Origin of the sequence: Levilactobacillus sp. HBUAS70063 (genome assembly GCF_038374745.1) — a bacterium.
GTDB lineage: Bacteria > Bacillota > Bacilli > Lactobacillales > Lactobacillaceae > Levilactobacillus.
On the sequence record NZ_JBANSM010000008.1, the window covers coordinates 73,737 to 90,168 of the forward strand.

General features: G+C 50.1%; 13 protein-coding genes. 8 read left to right on the top strand and 5 right to left on the bottom strand.

Features of this window, described 5'->3' with window-relative positions:
* The first annotated feature begins 23 nt into the window (after window positions 1-23).
* Both V8I28_RS11850 and V8I28_RS11855 read left to right on the top strand, forming a co-directional pair.
* Complete coding sequence (locus V8I28_RS11850) at window positions 24-1,388, top strand: SLC45 family MFS transporter (protein WP_341780299.1); 1,365 nt, start codon at window positions 24-26, stop codon at window positions 1,386-1,388.
* 77 nt (window positions 1,389-1,465) lie between these two features.
* Window positions 1,466-3,727 carry a glycoside hydrolase family 65 protein gene (locus tag V8I28_RS11855; protein ID WP_341780300.1) on the top strand — a complete coding sequence of 754 codons (2,262 nt, stop codon included), beginning with the start codon at window positions 1,466-1,468 and terminating at the stop codon, window positions 3,725-3,727.
* A 195-nt stretch (window positions 3,728-3,922) separates the two neighbouring features.
* Here V8I28_RS11855 and V8I28_RS11860 read toward each other — a convergent pair whose 3' ends face one another.
* Window positions 3,923-4,360 (bottom strand): hypothetical protein, encoded by a 438-nt coding sequence (locus V8I28_RS11860; protein ID WP_341780301.1) that lies wholly within the window; start codon window positions 4,358-4,360, stop codon window positions 3,923-3,925.
* Between the two features lie 118 nt (window positions 4,361-4,478).
* Window positions 4,479-4,748, bottom strand: coding sequence for a 30S ribosomal protein S14 (gene rpsN / locus V8I28_RS11865; protein WP_341780302.1), 270 nt, complete (start codon window positions 4,746-4,748; stop codon window positions 4,479-4,481).
* Window positions 4,749-5,127: 379 nt separating this feature from the next.
* Here rpsN and V8I28_RS11870 point away from each other — a divergent pair, with 379 nt between their 5' ends.
* Window positions 5,128-7,017, top strand: a complete 1,890-nt coding sequence (locus tag V8I28_RS11870; RefSeq protein ID WP_341780303.1) for a DUF5776 domain-containing protein — start codon at window positions 5,128-5,130, stop codon at window positions 7,015-7,017.
* A gap of 500 nt (window positions 7,018-7,517) precedes the next feature.
* Here the strand turns inward: V8I28_RS11870 and V8I28_RS11875 are convergent, their stop codons facing one another.
* A complete protein-coding gene (locus V8I28_RS11875; RefSeq protein WP_341780304.1) occupies window positions 7,518-8,552 on the bottom strand; it encodes an aldose epimerase family protein in 1,035 nt (344 codons plus the stop codon).
* A 281-nt stretch (window positions 8,553-8,833) separates the two neighbouring features.
* Here V8I28_RS11875 and V8I28_RS11880 point away from each other — a divergent pair, with 281 nt between their 5' ends.
* Window positions 8,834-9,646, top strand: coding sequence for an alpha/beta hydrolase (locus V8I28_RS11880; RefSeq protein WP_341780305.1), 813 nt, complete (start codon window positions 8,834-8,836; stop codon window positions 9,644-9,646).
* Window positions 9,647-9,693: 47 nt separating this feature from the next.
* Here the strand turns inward: V8I28_RS11880 and V8I28_RS11885 are convergent, their stop codons facing one another.
* The gene (locus V8I28_RS11885) at window positions 9,694-10,512 is read right to left on the bottom strand and encodes a Cof-type HAD-IIB family hydrolase (RefSeq protein WP_341780306.1); all 819 of its coding nucleotides are present in this window, start codon (window positions 10,510-10,512) and stop codon (window positions 9,694-9,696) included.
* 261 nt (window positions 10,513-10,773) lie between these two features.
* Between V8I28_RS11885 and V8I28_RS11890 the strand changes: the two genes are divergently transcribed.
* The 3 genes from V8I28_RS11890 to V8I28_RS11900 all read left to right on the top strand — a co-directional run bounded on the left by V8I28_RS11890 (window position 10,774) and on the right by V8I28_RS11900 (window position 14,293).
* Window positions 10,774-11,157: a MarR family winged helix-turn-helix transcriptional regulator gene (locus tag V8I28_RS11890; protein WP_341780307.1), complete on the top strand. Its 384-nt coding sequence runs from the start codon at window positions 10,774-10,776 to the stop codon at window positions 11,155-11,157.
* Window positions 11,158-11,306: 149 nt separating this feature from the next.
* A complete protein-coding gene (locus tag V8I28_RS11895; RefSeq protein WP_341780308.1) occupies window positions 11,307-13,130 on the top strand; it encodes an N-acetylmuramoyl-L-alanine amidase in 1,824 nt (607 codons plus the stop codon).
* 734 nt (window positions 13,131-13,864) lie between these two features.
* Window positions 13,865-14,293: a Spx/MgsR family RNA polymerase-binding regulatory protein gene (locus V8I28_RS11900; RefSeq protein ID WP_168898496.1), complete on the top strand. Its 429-nt coding sequence runs from the start codon at window positions 13,865-13,867 to the stop codon at window positions 14,291-14,293.
* Between the two features lie 104 nt (window positions 14,294-14,397).
* Here V8I28_RS11900 and V8I28_RS11905 read toward each other — a convergent pair whose 3' ends face one another.
* Window positions 14,398-15,177: a C40 family peptidase gene (locus tag V8I28_RS11905; protein ID WP_341780309.1), complete on the bottom strand. Its 780-nt coding sequence runs from the start codon at window positions 15,175-15,177 to the stop codon at window positions 14,398-14,400.
* Between the two features lie 273 nt (window positions 15,178-15,450).
* Here V8I28_RS11905 and V8I28_RS11910 point away from each other — a divergent pair, with 273 nt between their 5' ends.
* On the top strand, window positions 15,451-16,158 hold the full coding sequence (locus V8I28_RS11910) for an MIP/aquaporin family protein (protein WP_341780310.1): 708 nt from the start codon (window positions 15,451-15,453) through the stop codon (window positions 16,156-16,158).
* Window positions 16,159-16,432 lie beyond the last annotated feature (274 nt).

Sequence of the window (16,432 nt, forward strand, 5' to 3'; positions counted from 1 at the left end):
CAATCCTGAGGAGGTTTTGGATTATGGCAGATGAATCACTTTCAGCCGAGGCAGCCCAGAAGAAGAACGGACTACCGACACTATCGGCCAGTACCATTTGGATGATCAACTTTGGTTTCCTAGGGGTACAAACGGCCTTTACTTTACAAAGTTCACAGATGAGTCGGATTTTCCAAACGATTGGGGCCGATCCGAACAGTCTGGGCTGGTTCTTCATTTTACCACCATTGGCTGGTCTGATTGTGCAACCGATTGTCGGTTACTACTCCGATAGAACTTGGGCCCCTAAGTTGGGTGGCCGCCGGTTGCCTTACCTGTTATTGGGGACCATCGTCGCCGTCATCGTCATGTGTCTGTTGCCGAACTCTGGGAGTATGGGCTTCGGCTACGCGTCTCTAGCCGCCTTACTCTTCGGGGCTTTGACCGTGGCTTTCTTGGATTTATCCTCCAATATCGCCATGCAACCCTTCAAGATGATGGTCGGGGACATGGTCAACGATGATCAGAAGAGTTATGCTTATGGGATTCAAAGTTTCTTATCCAATACGGGGGCTGTTTTAGCCGCCATCTTGCCTTTCTTGTTTGCCGCCATTGGGATTGCCAACACGGCCGCCAAAGGGGTCGTGCCCGCAACAGTTAAGGTGGCTTTCTATGTTGGGGCAATCCTCTTAGTCATCACGAGTTTATTCACAATTTTCCGGGTAAAGGAATACGATCCGGATACGTACGCCAAGTATCATGGGATTTCTAAGGAAGACAACGCTCAGGGTGGTAACTGGTGGACGTTACTGAAGTCAGCACCCAAGGTTTTCTGGACCGTTACCTTAGTTCAATTTTTCTGCTGGGTGGCGTTCCAATACCTCTGGACTTACTCCGCTGGGGCTATTGCCGCTAACGTTTGGCACACGACCAACGCCGCTTCTGCTGGCTATCAAGCCGCTGGGAACTGGTACGGGGTCTTAGCCGCCGTTCAGTCAATCGCCGCCGTGGTCTGGTCATACGTCTTGGCCAAGTTGCCAAACAGCATCCATAAGTTGGGTTATGCCGGTAGTTTAGGCTTAGGGGCTTTAGGCTTCATCTCGGTCTTCTTTGTTCACAGTCAGTACATCTTAATCATTTCCTTTATCTTAGTGGGAATTGCTTGGGCTGCGATGAACACGTACCCACTGACGATGGTCACCAACGCCTTGTCCGGGGCCCACATGGGAACTTACCTGGGACTGTTCAACGGGTCCATCTGTTTACCACAGATTGTGGCCTCACTGGCCAGCTTCGCCCTGTTCCCATTATTGGGTGGTGCACAAGCCAACATGTTCCTGTTAGCCGGTATCATCATGGCAATTGGTGCCTTGTCAGTCGGCTTCATCAAGGAAACTTACCGCGCCTAAATTGAGCGTAAAAAATAAAGAAACGTCGGGGGCAGTCCCCCGTAAAACACGATTAAATATAAAGGAGAAATTACACCATGAAACGAATTTTTGAGGTACAGCCTTGGAACGTCATTACCCATACTTTTGACCCCAAAGATAAACGTCTCCAGGAATCCATGACCAGTATGGCCAACGGCTACATGGGCATGCGGGGCGATTTTGAAGAAGGCTACAGTGGCGACTCCCTCCAAGGCATCTACCTGGGTGGCGTCTGGTATCCGGACAAGACCCGGGTCGGCTGGTGGAAGAATGGCTATCCGAAGTACTTCGGTAAGGTGGTTAATGCCGTCAATTTCATCAAGCTGCCAATTGAGATTAACGGGACGGCCGTTGACTTGGCCAAGGACAAGATCAGCGACTTCACCCTCGACCTCGACATGCACCGGTCCGTGTTGACCCGTTCCTTCACGGTAGAACGCGGTGACGTGCGGGTGGCCTTAACCTTCGAACGTTTCTTGAGTGTCAGTCAACAGGAACTTTCTGTTCAGAAGGTCACGGCGAAAAACTTGGGAAGTAGCGCGGTTGATTTAACGCTGAAACCCAGCATCGATGCCGATGTCATGAACGAAGAGGCCAACTATGACGAACGGTTCTGGGACGTTCTCGCCACGGACCAACAGGCCGACCGGGGAAGCGTGATTGCCAAGACGACGCCGAACCCCTTCGGCACGCCACGGTTCACGTCCGGCATGGAAATGCGCGTGGTCACGGCGCTGCAAAATGTGGCGGTGACCCAGCCCAACGATAAGGAAGTCATGACGGCCTACACGGGTAGTCTGGCACCGGAAGCATCAGCAGAATTAGAAAAGCGGGTCATCGTGGTCACCTCCCGTGACTATGACACGCAGGAAAAATTAACGCAGGCCATGCACGCGTTGAGTGACCGAGTAGCCGGTGAAAGTTACGCCGACCTCTTAGCCGCCCACACCAAGATCTGGGCTGACCGTTGGGAAAAGTCAGACGTCCAAATTGCGGGCGATGACGAAGCGCAACAGGGAATTCGTTTCAATCTGTTCCAATTATTCTCCACATATTATGGAGAAGATTCACGCTTAAACATTGGGCCTAAGGGCTTTACCGGCGAGAAGTATGGTGGCGCGACCTACTGGGATACCGAAGCCTTCGCCGTTCCCGTTTACCTGGGGATCACGAATCCGGAGGTCACCCGGAATCTCCTGATGTACCGCTACAAGCAACTGGACGGTGCCTACGTCAACGCCCAGGAACAAGGCCTGAAGGGAGCCCTCTTCCCGATGGTGACATTTGACGGGATTGAATGCCACAACGAGTGGGAAATCACCTTCGAAGAAATTCACCGGAATGGGGATATTGCCTTTGCCATCTACAATTACACCCGTTACACCGGCGACACCTCTTATGTCCTGAACGAAGGGGCCAAGGTGCTCTCCGAGATTTCTCGCTTCTGGGCCGACCGGGTGCACTTTAGCAAGCGGAACAATCAGTACATGATCCACGGGGTCACCGGGGCCGATGAGTATGAAAACAACGTTGACAACAACTGGGATACCAACCTTCTGGCTCAGTGGACGTTGAAGTACACGCTAGAAATCCTGAGCCAAGTGGACGCCGCTACGGCCAAGAAACTCGACATCAACATCACCGCCGAGGAGAAGGCCAAGTGGCAAGATATCGTGGATCGGATGTACCTGCCGTACGATAAGGACCTGAACATCTTCGTTCAACACGATGGCTTCCTGGACAAGGATATCGAGCCGGTCAGTGCTATTCCGGCCGACCAGCGACCAATCAACCAACACTGGTCTTGGGACAAGATTCTGCGGTCACCTTACATCAAGCAAGGGGATGTGCTGCAGGGAATCTGGGACTTTATCGATGACTTTACGCCGGAACAAAAGAAGGCCAACTTCGACTTCTACGAACCCCTGACAGTTCACGAATCCAGCCTGTCACCGGCCATTCACGCAGTGTTAGCGGCGGATCTGGGCTACGAGGAAAAGGCCGTTGAACTGTACTCACGCACGGCGCGGTTGGATCTGGACAACTACAACAATGACACCACGGATGGGCTGCACATTACGGCCATGACCGGTGGGTGGATTGCGGTGGTTCAAGGCTTCGCCGGTATGCGGGTTCGAAATGGCCAGCTCCACTACGCGCCATTCCTGCCGAAGACGTGGACGAGCTATTCCTTCCGGCAGGTCTTCCGTGGCAGCCTCATCGAGGTCACGGTCGATGCTGACGGCACCCACTTTAAGTTAATGAGTGGGGACCCGTTGACGATTGACGTTGCGGGCAAGCCTGTTGAAGTGAAGTAACCGCCTTGACGACTAAGGAACACCGGCTCCTTTGCCCGGTGTCTGGGTCAGTCAGTAGACTAGGGCGAAACGTGATTGAAAATCACGCGTGACGACTTTTGAAAGCCTCACCTTGTTTATAAAATCGACAAAAAATCACCATTTTCACGGGACCTGAGCGTTCCGGAAAATGGTGATTTTTGGTGTTGTTTGCGCTTAGAAATCTTGTGGCAGGTTCTCCTGTTGCTGGGCCTTAATCTGGGTTAGCGGGCCATCGTCTTGCCAGAAGGTCAGCCATTCACCGGTAGTAGTGAGGCTTTCTAACTCGAGTTGTTGGTCGACCAGTAAGTCTTGTTCCAGGCGCGTCTTGAAGCTGGTGATGAGGGCCTGAATGACCTGTAAGTTCTGGGTCAGGTCGTTGCCGTCTAGGGCCGCCATCTGGTCGTGAAAATCGCGACGCAGGGATTCCTCGATGGTCCGGAGTTGTCGTTCGTTTTGCCGGGACAGCTTCGGTTGGTTGTTGGTGTCGAAGGCCATGGCGGGGCTGACCCCCACGAATTGAACGTTAATCTTGGGGGTGTCGATGCCGTAGGGCGTTTGGTTCCCGTTACCGAAGACATCGAATTCCCGAATCACGGTTAAGACTTCTGTCATGTGAAAAGCTCCTTTGGTTACAATCATGAGTTTAGTTTAGAGCAAAGGAAAATCCACGTCAAACCCGACTGGTGCCGAGTTGCCGTGGATGGTAAAAACAAGTTGAATGAGATGAAGCTTACCAGCTAGCCTTACGCACGCCGGGAATCTTCCCTTCGTGGGCCAATTGCCGGAAGTTCAGGCGAGATAGGCCGAATTTCCGCATGTAAGCGTGTGGCCGGCCATCCAAGTGGTCGCGGTGATGAATTCGAACAGGGGAGGCATTTCGTGGTAGCAGCGCCAGTGCGGCGTAGTCGCCAGCTGCCTTCAGTTCTGCGCGTCGATCGGCGTACTTCGCAACGGTTGCTTCAATCCGTTTTTCTTTAGCAATTTTTGACTTCTTAGCCATGAATACAAGTAGCTCCTTTTTGATAAATAGTAATAATTACGTTCTGATTAGCATAGCATTTTCGGTTGAAGACTGTCAACGAATTCGACTTCAAGCCGTGATTGGGCGTCATTGATGTTGGTTAGGAAGGGATTTTATAATTAGTTAAGGGCATTGATTATGAAATTAACTAACTCCGTGATTTGGGCGAATGGTGGGTCCACTAGATGGCCGAAATCGTTTGGCCCGCAAGGAAAGTCACGGGGTTACGCGCACACCATTCGTCAGGCGGTGGCCCATACCAGTTAGTTGTTAAACTTATCTACGGGGGGAAACGATGGCGGATGTTAAGCTAAAGCTAGGATGTGTTTTGGATTTATTAATCGGGGGGGGATTAACTATGAAGGCACACAATCAGATGAAACAATTCTTGCTGGCGGGTCTGTTAGGCACGGTGATGACGGTTGGCGGGGTGGCGATGACGCAGGTCCCGGCCCAGGCCGCGGACGAGCCGACAACCGGTCAAACGACGACGGAACCGCATGCCGATCAGGACCAGGTGGAATTTGGCGACCCAACTTTGGAAAAAATCGTGGCGAATGGATTAGGCGTGGCCGGTCCGGTGACTTATGGCGAGATTCGGAACTACTCTGGGAAACAGTTAGCGTTAAACTATTTCAAGTTATCAGAGTATGATCAAAATGCAACAACGCCAATTTTGCTCACTTCAGTAGAAGGCCTACAGAGCCTACAGGAATTGCCGAATGGGATCGGGGTCAGCATTCAGGTATCACTTAAGAGTGGCGTTTCCCTAGCACCGTTTAAGGGATTACCGGTTTCTGGTAGCTTTAATTTTCAGCAAGATAATATGCACAATGGAGATTTTACGGATTTGAATGACATAAATTTCATGACCGATCCGACACAATCATCCATGCGAAGTCTTAGAATCTCTGGTGTTACTAAATACCAGAACTTTGGTGGCTTAACTGATACTGATATTCAAAAGCTGAAGCCTCTATTTGCTAAATTTTCTAGTCTGAGACCTAATACGCTTACTGATGGAATTAGAGTTACAGTGGCCCATCAACGATTATCAGATTTTACTTTTTTTAAGCAATTTGCGCCGATTGATTTGTTAGCCATCGGTGAAGTAGAAGTTGCTCCACAGAAGACGTATATTGATCCCGATACTTTTACACAGGATACGGAAGTTCGCTTACCGGCACAGGTTAAGGGATTAGATGGTGAACCCGTGCAGACGAGTACTTACGTCTATTCCAATGATTCTCATAAACTCACTATGGACGGTACAGATGCTTTGGTTAAAGGAATTACACCTAATATAAAATATATAATGATAGATCAAGAATACCTCACAGAGAATTATCCGGATGTTGCACCTATTGAATATGCTGATGGTAGCGAGCTGACTACCGATGGCGTGCAATATTATCCGGTTGCTTGGCAAAAAGCCCCAGACGAGTCTTCCGATTCCTCATCGACTACCCAGACGCCGGGGACTGACACCACCCTGCCGGACGAAACTTCCAGCTCGACGACATCCGCATCCGAGACATCCGATGAGGCCGACCAAGCCGTGGCACCCAAGGGTAGTGTGGTCTACGCCGTCAAGCCAATCTATCTCTATCAGCGGCCAACCTTTAAGCATGCAGAGCGTCAGGCCAAGTACGTTAAGCAGCCGCGGATTAACCGGCCAATGTTTGTCGTCACGGGATACGCCCAGTCCGTTAACGGTCGCGCGCGTTACCTGGTGAAGGATGTCAATCATCACAGCAAGACGACGGGAAAGACCGGCTACATCACGGCTAACAGCCGATACACCGTGCCGGTCTACTACCAGAAGAAGGCGACTAAGGTTACCGTCATCAATCCGGCCGGGGTTACGGCCTATCGTCAGGTGGGCTTGAAGAAGCGGGTCACCCATTATCGTCAAGGCACCACGCTGAAGGTCACCGGCTTAAAACACTATCGCCTCACCACCCGGTTTAAGCTGAGTAACGGCACCTACGTGACCGCCAATCGCAAGCTGGTCACGACCCAGAAGACTTCGACACCGGCCTACATTCGGACCAAGACCACGATTAACCGCTACCGGACGGTCAATCTGACCGGTAAGCGGGGGAGTTATGCCGCTAAGAAACGGGTAAAGGTCCTGGGGTGGGCCTACTCGCAACCGAATAACTTCGCAAAATTCGGGACGCTACGGTATCACGTGGCCGGCGGTTATGTGACGGCCAACGCGAAGTATGTCCAGGCGATTCGTTAATTGCCGATGACGATCAAAAATCAAGGTCTAGAGGTTGAAGGTAGAATTAACGCGTTGCTTCCTGTAACGACGGTTTCTGTCCACTAAAATTAATGAAACCAGTCGCCTGCGTCAGCCAGAGGTAGTGCTTACCAATAACATCAAAGTTTGTCGGCAAATCAGTCGTTACGTCGGGTTAAGCCACTGGTTGCTGGCCAGCACTCTCGTAGCCGTGAGTGAGCCAAATAGGGGTTCAGCCGTGGGAGTTCCCTTAGTGGCACGGTTCATGCCGCTTAGGGAACTGGCGTCTTTGAGACATGGGCTGTCGGCTCAAAGCGAGGCCGAGACCGCCTCTCAGGCTCGGTCCGGTCCGCCCACCGCGATCCAACCCATATTTGGCGAACGGCAAGGCGGCTGCTTTCCACTACGAAACTGTAAACGATGACTTTTAATCAAGGTTAGACACAAAAAACCACCACACCGTTAGCGGCGTGGTGGTTTTCAATTTAAATTCGTTTAGATTAATACTTAACTTCGTAGGCAATCTCGTAGGTTTGGGTCTTGCCGGCAGGGATGGAAACGTCCCCGAAGTTTGGATGGTGTGGCGTGTCTGACAAAGTTTGGGCTTCCAAGGCAACCCCCATGTAAGGTTGGCCAGCACCGGTAGCCAGTTTCATGTCGGACGTGAAGGAGTTGGCGGTGAAGACCACCAGACCATTACGGCTCGACTTGATGGTGACGGAGCGGTTGGATTGTGGGTCGCTCAATTCGGCAATCTTGTTGTCAGCGGCGGGTTCAACGTGGAACAGGTCATCGAATCCTTTTTCGGTGGTGTCTTGCATGCCGCGAATGGCCTCGCCTAGGTTTTGGCCCTTAGAGAAGTCGAATGGCGTGCCGGCATTTTGGATGAAGTTCCCGGTTGGAATCTTTTCGCTGGTGACTTCCAAGTGTTCCTTGGCGTTGATTTGAAGCGTTTGACCAGAGATGAGTTGGTCGTCACTCAGGTTGAAGTAGACGTGTAACGTTGGGTTGAAGAGGGTCAAGGCCGTTGAGTTGGCTTCGAACTTCAGGTTAACCCGGTCGTTGTTGTCCAGAGAGTAGATCATCTTGGCGGTTAAATCACCAGGGAAGGAGTCGTCGCTGGACTTAAACGTGTGGCTCAAGATAATCTTGGCTTCGTTGTCATCGCTATCGTCGATTTCGCCGTCCCAGTTGACCGTGTTAAAGCCATGTGGACCTCCGTGAAGCGTGGTGTCCTTGCCTTCGTTGGTGTCAACGGTGTAGGTCTTACCGCCCATCTCGAAGGTACCCCCGCCGAGCCGACCGCCAATCCGGCCGATTCCCATGCAAACGTAGAACGGATTAGAGAGGTAGTCTTCCATTTTGTGGTAAGATAACACCAAATTCTTGTCGCCCTTGTCGGTTGGCACGGACAGCGTATGTAAGGTTGCGCCCCAGCTTAAGATGCCAAGTTTAACGCCGTTCTTGTTTTCAATCGTATATTCGGTGACAGCTTGATTCTGATAAGTATCCCATTTCGTCGTAGCAGTTTTCATGAGCAAGTCCTCGATTTCTATAGATTAAAGCGTTTTCATTTCTGGCTCTATTCTATATTTTTATCCGTATAATTGTCAAATGAAGTTGGGATGAAAGTCACGATATCAGATGCTGGATGATGCGAGTATCCTTGATATATGGGCGTTTTGTTTCGAAAAATACTTTGTGCGGATAAATTTTTAAGAGCGATTGTTCAGCTTAGCAATTATACAGCGAACGAAATTTCACTTGTGCGCAACTAAAAGAACTGGCATAATAGATTAGTTTAGGGGGGATTGGATTGGCACGCAAATGGCAGTGGCTAGCCGCGAGTATCGCGGGCGGTTGGTTAGGTTATCGATGGATTAGTCGTCTAGCGGTCGCACCGCAACCCCTGTCGCGTCGCCGTTCCGATGTGGTCTATGCGCCAACGCCCACGCTCTTTATTCCGGGGTGGGGTGGTCAGGCGTGGACCTACAATCGGTTGCTTCGGTGGCTGGCGCAACAAGGCTATGCCCATAAAGTCTTAACGATTCGCGTGGATCGTCACGGGAATCGCCATTTTGTCGGGGATTGGGAGACAACGGCCACCAATCCACTGATTCAGGTGCTGTTCGATCACAGCCTGACGCGCGACTACCAGCCACAGATTCGGTGGATTACCGCGATTCTGCGGGATCTCCACCAGCGCTACGGCGTGACCGTGTACAACCTGGTTGGCCACTCGTGGGGCGGCAGTGCGGCGGTCCACAGCTTGGTGTTATACGGCCACCAGCCGGATTTGCCACACTTACGCCGATTGGTCCTACTGGGGACGCCGGTTGACGAGAGCCAACCGGGGGACCACCCTGATGCGGCCTACGAGCGCCTGAGAGCGGCCCGTCACCAATTACGAACCAGTTATCGTGGTCAGGTGATAAACGTCTATGGCACGCTGCCAGGGCGGCTAACGGACGGTTCGGTGCCGGTTCATCAGGCCACGGCCTTACGAGCCATTCTGGCCGGTAGTTCCTGGCAGTATCGAGAAATTCACGTGCCACGGACCAGCCATCGTCAATTGCACGCCTTGCCCAGAATGTGGCGTCTGATCGGTCAAGCCGTTTGGGGAGACTAAAAAGCCGCTAACCTTAATTGGGTTAGCGACTGAAAATTTAGTTGACTTTAAACTTCACCTGCTAAAATAGCGTCAATGACGTTGAGTACCCCGTCATGGTTATTGTCGGTGGGTGTCACGAGGTCGGCGACGGCCTTGACCGTGTCCGTGCCATTTCGCATGGCCACCCCTAAACCCACGTGGGCCAACATGTCGCGGTCGTTATCATTGTCACCAAAGGCCGCCACCTCTGCGGGCGTCAGGCCCCAGGATTTGGCGAGCTGGGTGATGCCCACGGCCTTATTCATGTGGGCGGCCACGATATCGATACTACCAAAGCCGCTAGCCATGGCATTGATTTGGCCGGGGAAACGCTGGTTCAAGCGTGCGGCCACGTGTTGGATGGTATCGTTGGGCCACTCGCCGTTGATTTTATAGAAGACATCTTCAACTTGGGTGAGGTCGTCCACCAGTACGATATTATTGAAGAAGTAATTCTGGGCCACCGGGTCACTGGGGTGGTCGCGGCGATTGATGTAGGTTCCGTGGGCGCCGGATAACCGAAGGACCTGCGGCCGTAGCGACTCATCGGCGAGAATAGCGGCGACAATCTGGTGGACGGTCGGCGTAGGGATAACGTCTTCGAACAGGGTGTGCCCCTGGTCAACGATCAGACCGCCATTCTCCGCCACGAAGGTCTGGACGGCCGGTGTGGGCGCGAAGACGCGGTGAAGGTGGCCTAGGTGGTTGCCACTGGCCACGACAAAGCGAATACCAGCGGCTGTTAGTTGGTGAAGTTGCTTTGCAAACCGCGCCTGATTGTAGTGGCGTTCCTGATTTAAGAAAGTCCCATCAACATCGGTCGCAATCATTTTAATTCTTGTCATACCAAGCTCCTCAATGATTTAATTTTTCTTAACTTTAATCATACGGACTTCTGTTTCTGAATTCAATGTTCTAATCTGGAAGAAATATGACAAAATGATTGCGTATCACTAGTTTTTTCATTCGTAATGCTATAAACTATTAATGAATCGGTAACATAAAGGCTGAAAATGAGGGTTATAATAAATGGTTAGCGGGTAAGAATAGTAACGTGTTTTTTCTACGCTGCCTTATAGCTCAACTGGAAAGGAAGAAAGCAAAAAATGACGCAAACTAACGATTTAAACCAATCCTTGGAATGGTTTTCCCAACTCCAAAAGATTATGCGGCCAGTAACAACGATTAAAACGGAGGAAGTTACGATTTCTCTGGAGCAATTCAACTTGTTACATGCTATCACGACTCAGCGCGAAGAATTTACGCCTACGAAATTTGCTGGCCAAATCGGCGTTTCTAAGTCGATGATTTCTGGGCAAATCTCACGTTTATTACGGGCTGGTTTAATTGAAAGTATCGCTTCAACGGTTGATCGTCGTCAACACAACCTGAAGCTCACGCCGGATGGTGTCAGAGTCTACACGACGGTTCGTGGCCAAGTGGTCGAACGCCTAGATGGCTTACACGCTGATATCGCCAAATTAATGTAAGCTGTTAAATTTAATTGACAATTGAAAAGAAATCCCCTTTTGCGACTAGAATCTTTCATTCGTGTGACAATTTGGTTAAGATGACCCAACGCTTTGATGTCTTAGCTATAATGAAACTGTTGGAAGAATTTTAAACTGGAGGGGATTTTTTGAATTTGAGGGTAAAACTCGGTCTACTGGTTACGGTTGCAATGGGGGCGACCGTTCTGGGACTGAATGGTTTTCCGGGAACGGTACAGCCGACAAACACCATTGTGGCGCAGGCGGCAACGACGATTAATGCGCAACATCAAGGCATGGTCGGCAACGCTAAGACCGTTAACAACGAGGCGTTACAGGATATGCTGGACAAGTGGGACAGCGATGATCTCACGGTTCACGTGCCTAAAGGGACTTACATTTTTGACGCGGGGAACATCAAGCTCCATTCGAATATTACATTTAAGTTCGATAAGGGTGCGGTCTTCCGGATTACGTCAGGTAACCGCGTGAACTTCGTCTATCCGAGTCCTGAAGCCGGCTACGATGGCGGGATTAGCAATGTTAAGTGGGAAGGCGCCACGTTCCAAGGGGACAATACTAAATTGGGGCAAAGTGTCTTCACGCAAAGTGTCCACCACGCCACGAATATCACCTTTGATAAGTGTGTCTTTGACAACGCCGAATCACCGACCGGACACTACATTGATCTAGATGGGAGTCATGACATCAATATCACGAATTCCGTCTTTACCGGATTCAATGGGTCACAAGACTTTAAGGAAGCTATCCAGGTTGATTACTCCAATAAAAAAGCAATGTCGTACAAGAACCCGGGTGACCAGTACGATAACCTCCCTACTTATGACGTTAAGGTCAACAAGAACCAATTCTTACCGGTTTCCAAAAAGTCCGGGCAAGTCCAATCCTACGCACCTAATCCAATTGGCGAACACGCCATCTATGGCCATGGTAAGGCGGGGATTATCCATAACGTCTACTTCACCAACAACACGGTTGTCGACCCTAAACCACTGATGGATGATGGCGTTGCCACGATTCATTTTAAGGGGATCTCCGACCTGTGGATTACCGGAAATAAGTTCATTAACCAACACGTTTTGGGCTCCGGAAATTACATCTACTTATATAATTCAGAACCAAACTACAGCATGACCAACTTAAATATCGAGGATAATACGTTTACCAACGTTAATCCAACCAAGCAATACATCTTCTTGGATAGTGCCGATACGGATAATCCGATGACCGACGTTTCCATTACGGGCAACAAGGTGACAACCCAGAAGAAGGGCGCTTCGTTCGTGAAGAGTAACTTTTCTTTGACGGGCGATTCGATCAAGATTGCCAAGAATACGATTAAGAAGACGAAGCCGAAGAAGACCACGGTGTCAACGCAACAAACGATTACCAATACATCTGTCAGCAACGCCACGTCGCAAAAACTCAAGAAACGTAAGCAGACCAACAAGTCTGAAAAGTACTATTCAGGGTTGGCCACGCAACACGCGCAGTTAGCATCGAAGTACAAGACGTATTCGGTTTATAACCACATTCGGGGTCATAAGAACTGGAATATCTTGAAGTTTAACTGGAAATCAATCAAGAGCAAGCGGGTTTATATTGATATGCGGGCCAATGCCGATACCGGTAAGTGGTACCGGATTCGCTTCAGTAAGAACGCCAATGCTAAGAAATACTGGATTCGTAAGGGTGCCTTGAAGTTTGATACCTTCAAGAGTGAGACCTACGACCGGGAATTCAATCTGATGAAGGTTTACCCTGTTTACACGCGGCCATTTGATGATCCACTGTTGGCCAAGCAAAAGGGAACGACGGCCGATATCACGGAACGACGGGTAACCATTACGCACCGAGTTAAGCGGACGGATTCCAATGGGAAAGTCTCAACTTACTACCAGATGGATAACGGTTTGTGGACCCGGGCACTCGCCTTTGATTTAGACTCATAATTTAGTTTTAATTCATTTAACAGCCCTCCTCTAAGCCAAAATTAATGGCTAGGGGAGGGCTTTTTAGTCGGGGTTCACGATGCCCAGTTGTCTGAGCGAAGCGTCGCAATCGGACTTATTTATGACGACATCTGAAAAGGTCGTGAACCATTTGTCCATTCGCCGTCCTCCCCTCGATAGAGGCCGCGCTTAACGATGCTAAATGACCATCGTTATTAGTTGCGGTCCAAGATTGCCAAAGGTTGCGGCCTATTTTGGAACTTTCAGCCTTTGGCCAGATGCCTATTAAAAATACGCTGAATACCGTGGACCGCCGATTTTCGGTTGCGGCGGATCTTTTTTTTCGATTATTGATCGAAATCAAGGGTAATTTGCCATGAAAAATGGTACACTGTTTCCAACCTCGATGGGGGCTTGGCCGCTTACGCGGGGTTAAGCTTTCATGAGGACTTCAAAAATGTAAGCCCTCACAAATTCATAAAATTTTCATCTTTCGGTCCTAAAAAGGTTGGATTCGGTTGGTAAGGTTAGACTAAGCCCGCCGGACCGGGATTGTTATTCTATCACGGGTTTGCGAGAATCTTGCGAAAGTCTTAAGAGGTAGGATTCACTGAGGGTAATGGGTTTCATCATTTCTCATTGTGGTGTACAATAAGAAATATAAATTAGCACTCCAACAAAAGAGTGCTAAATCTGGTACCTCATCGAAGAGAAGATAATTGGAGGGCGATTCTATGATTAAAATGTACTTTCATGCTAAGACTACTGCGGTAACGAAGGCAATGAAGTGGCTGGCTAACCACGACGCCATCTTTACTGCTCGTGACATCAAAAAACAACCATTAACTCGTGACGAAATTTTATACATGTTATCCCTGACGGAAGACGGCACCGACGATCTGATTTCCACGCGGTCCAAGGCCTACAAGGCTTTACCGGACTCCGTTCAAGACATGGGGATGAATGAGCTCGTTGACTTGTTGCAGAAGAACCCGGGGATCTTAAAGAACCCGATTGTGGTCGACCGCAATAAGTTAGCGACCGGCTTTGATTTGGAGACCATCCGTGAATTCGTCCCGGCCGCTTACCGGAAGAAGGAACTGGCTAGTTTCTTCAAGATTTTGAATGGCGGTAACAAGAACATGGATGTTTCGCCAGCATAGGTTCAGTCTAAATAGAAACGAAGGGCGTCAACTCCGATGAGAGTTGGCGCTCTTTTTATCAAAAAAAAGAGCTTGAGCGCCTTGGCTCAAACTCTTGTCAGAACTTAACTTAACGTTGCGGGCCGGGAGTAGCCGACCGTGTGCCACCAGGAAACGTTCGTGGCCTCGGTGATGACGCCGCGGAGTTGGGCATCGATCATCTTGTTGTTGCCCAGGTAAATCCCACAGTGGGTGATGTTGTTGGCGCTGGTCCCAAAGAAGATCAGATCGCCGGGTTGGGCGTTCTTAGCGCTCACGTGCGTGTAGGCGTTGTATTGTTCCTGTGCCGTCCGTGGTAAGGTTTGGCCGATTGCCTTGTTGAAGACGTACTTCGTGAAGCCGGAGCAGTCAAAGGAACTCGGGCCATTGCCACCGTAAACGTAAGGCTTGCCCAACTGCGCCTTAGCCGCCTTCAGGATGGACGCGTAAGTGCCGTTACCGGTTGTGGACGTGCTACTGGTCGTGGTGTGGGCGTAGCTCTTCTTTTGCAGGTAGCCGTGCCAGATCCAACCGGAAGCCGTCTTACGGCCGTTGGTGACGTAATAGTAGAGGTACTTGACGCCGTTCTTCTTGATAATGTAACGCTTCTTGGTGGCGTGCCAAGTCGTATTCGGATAATTCTTTAAGTAGTGGGTCTTCTTGCCGAAAGTCATGTTAGCGGCGGTGCCCCCCAGGTTGTAGGTCCAACCGGTCGCGCTCTTGCGGACGTAGGACGTGTCCGTCATATTGCTGGTGCTAACAATGGTGTTGGTACTGTTGGCGTGAGCCGTGGTCGTGCCCAAGCTGATTGCCGGAACTAACGCGGCTGCGAAGGCAACGGCTAAACCCATTTTTTTAAAATTCATCAATATATCCATCCCTTATTATGTAAAGATTGTCATCGCTTTAGTACAACATCTAAGATAGCCCTAAAGTTTTACAGCAGCGTTACGCCCGGGTATTATTGCCGTTACGCTTTGGCGGGTCTTCGTAATATTACAAGGGTTGGGTGAATTTATAATCATTGTGATAATCGGGTGATTGGCTAGAAATCAAGCGCCCCATAGCCTGACAGTTATGGTAGACTATGAATAGTCTAAAATTTCCGTTTTAAAATATAATAAGGTGGGTGTCATTTTATGAATGGTTTTATTGGAGAGTTCTTCGGGACCCTGATTTTAATCCTATTAGGGACCGGGACTGGGGCCGGAATCAACCTCAAGAAGACGTACGCGACCGGGAGTAACTGGACGTTTGTCAGCGTGGCTTGGGGGATGGCGGTAACGATGGGCGTCTACGTTGCCGGCATGCTCGGCTCGGACGGGCATTTGAATCCGGCCGTGACCATTGGTTTCGCGGCGTTTGGATTCTTCCCGTGGTCCCAAGTGCTCCCATACTTGGCGGGCCAGTTCTTGGGGGCCTTCGTCGGGGCGGCCATTGCCATTTTCCAATTTTACCCGCATTTTAAAGCGACACCGAATGAAAACGCTGGCAATTGCGTCGGGATCTTCGCCACGCGGCCGGCGATTAAGAATCCCTTCTTCAATTTCGTTTCCGAAGTCGTGGCGACTTGGGCCTTCATCTTTATTCTCCTGAACATGGGAGACTTCACGCAAGGGCTGAAGCCGTTTATGGTGGGGATTCTAATCATGACGATTGGGATGTGCCTGGGGAGTACGACCGGGTTCGCCATTAATCCGGCCCGGGATTGGAGCCCGCGGCTGGCCTACACCATCCTGCCGGTGCCTAATGGTGGTTCCGCCGAATGGAATTACGCTTGGGTCCCGATGTTTGGACCGTTGTTAGGCGGCTTGTTAGCGGCTGGCCTGCAGGCTTGGATTAAATAGATCGCAGTGTAAAGAGAGGTTCCAACCACTTCAGAAATTGAAGTGTTGGAACCTCTTTTAGGTTACTCGGAATGCTTAATGTATCCGGGGACAGGTATTTCAGGGTCTACTTTTGGCGTATTAATAAATTTACCACCGAATGCGTTCCGATAGTCGCTTGGTGTCATATTAATGTATTTTTTAGGTAGATTGCAAATTTAATCCGAATTTTTTGACAAATTAGTCAGCATCACTTGGTAAGGTGTTTGCCAGTTAAGTACTTTAAGGGGGCGTT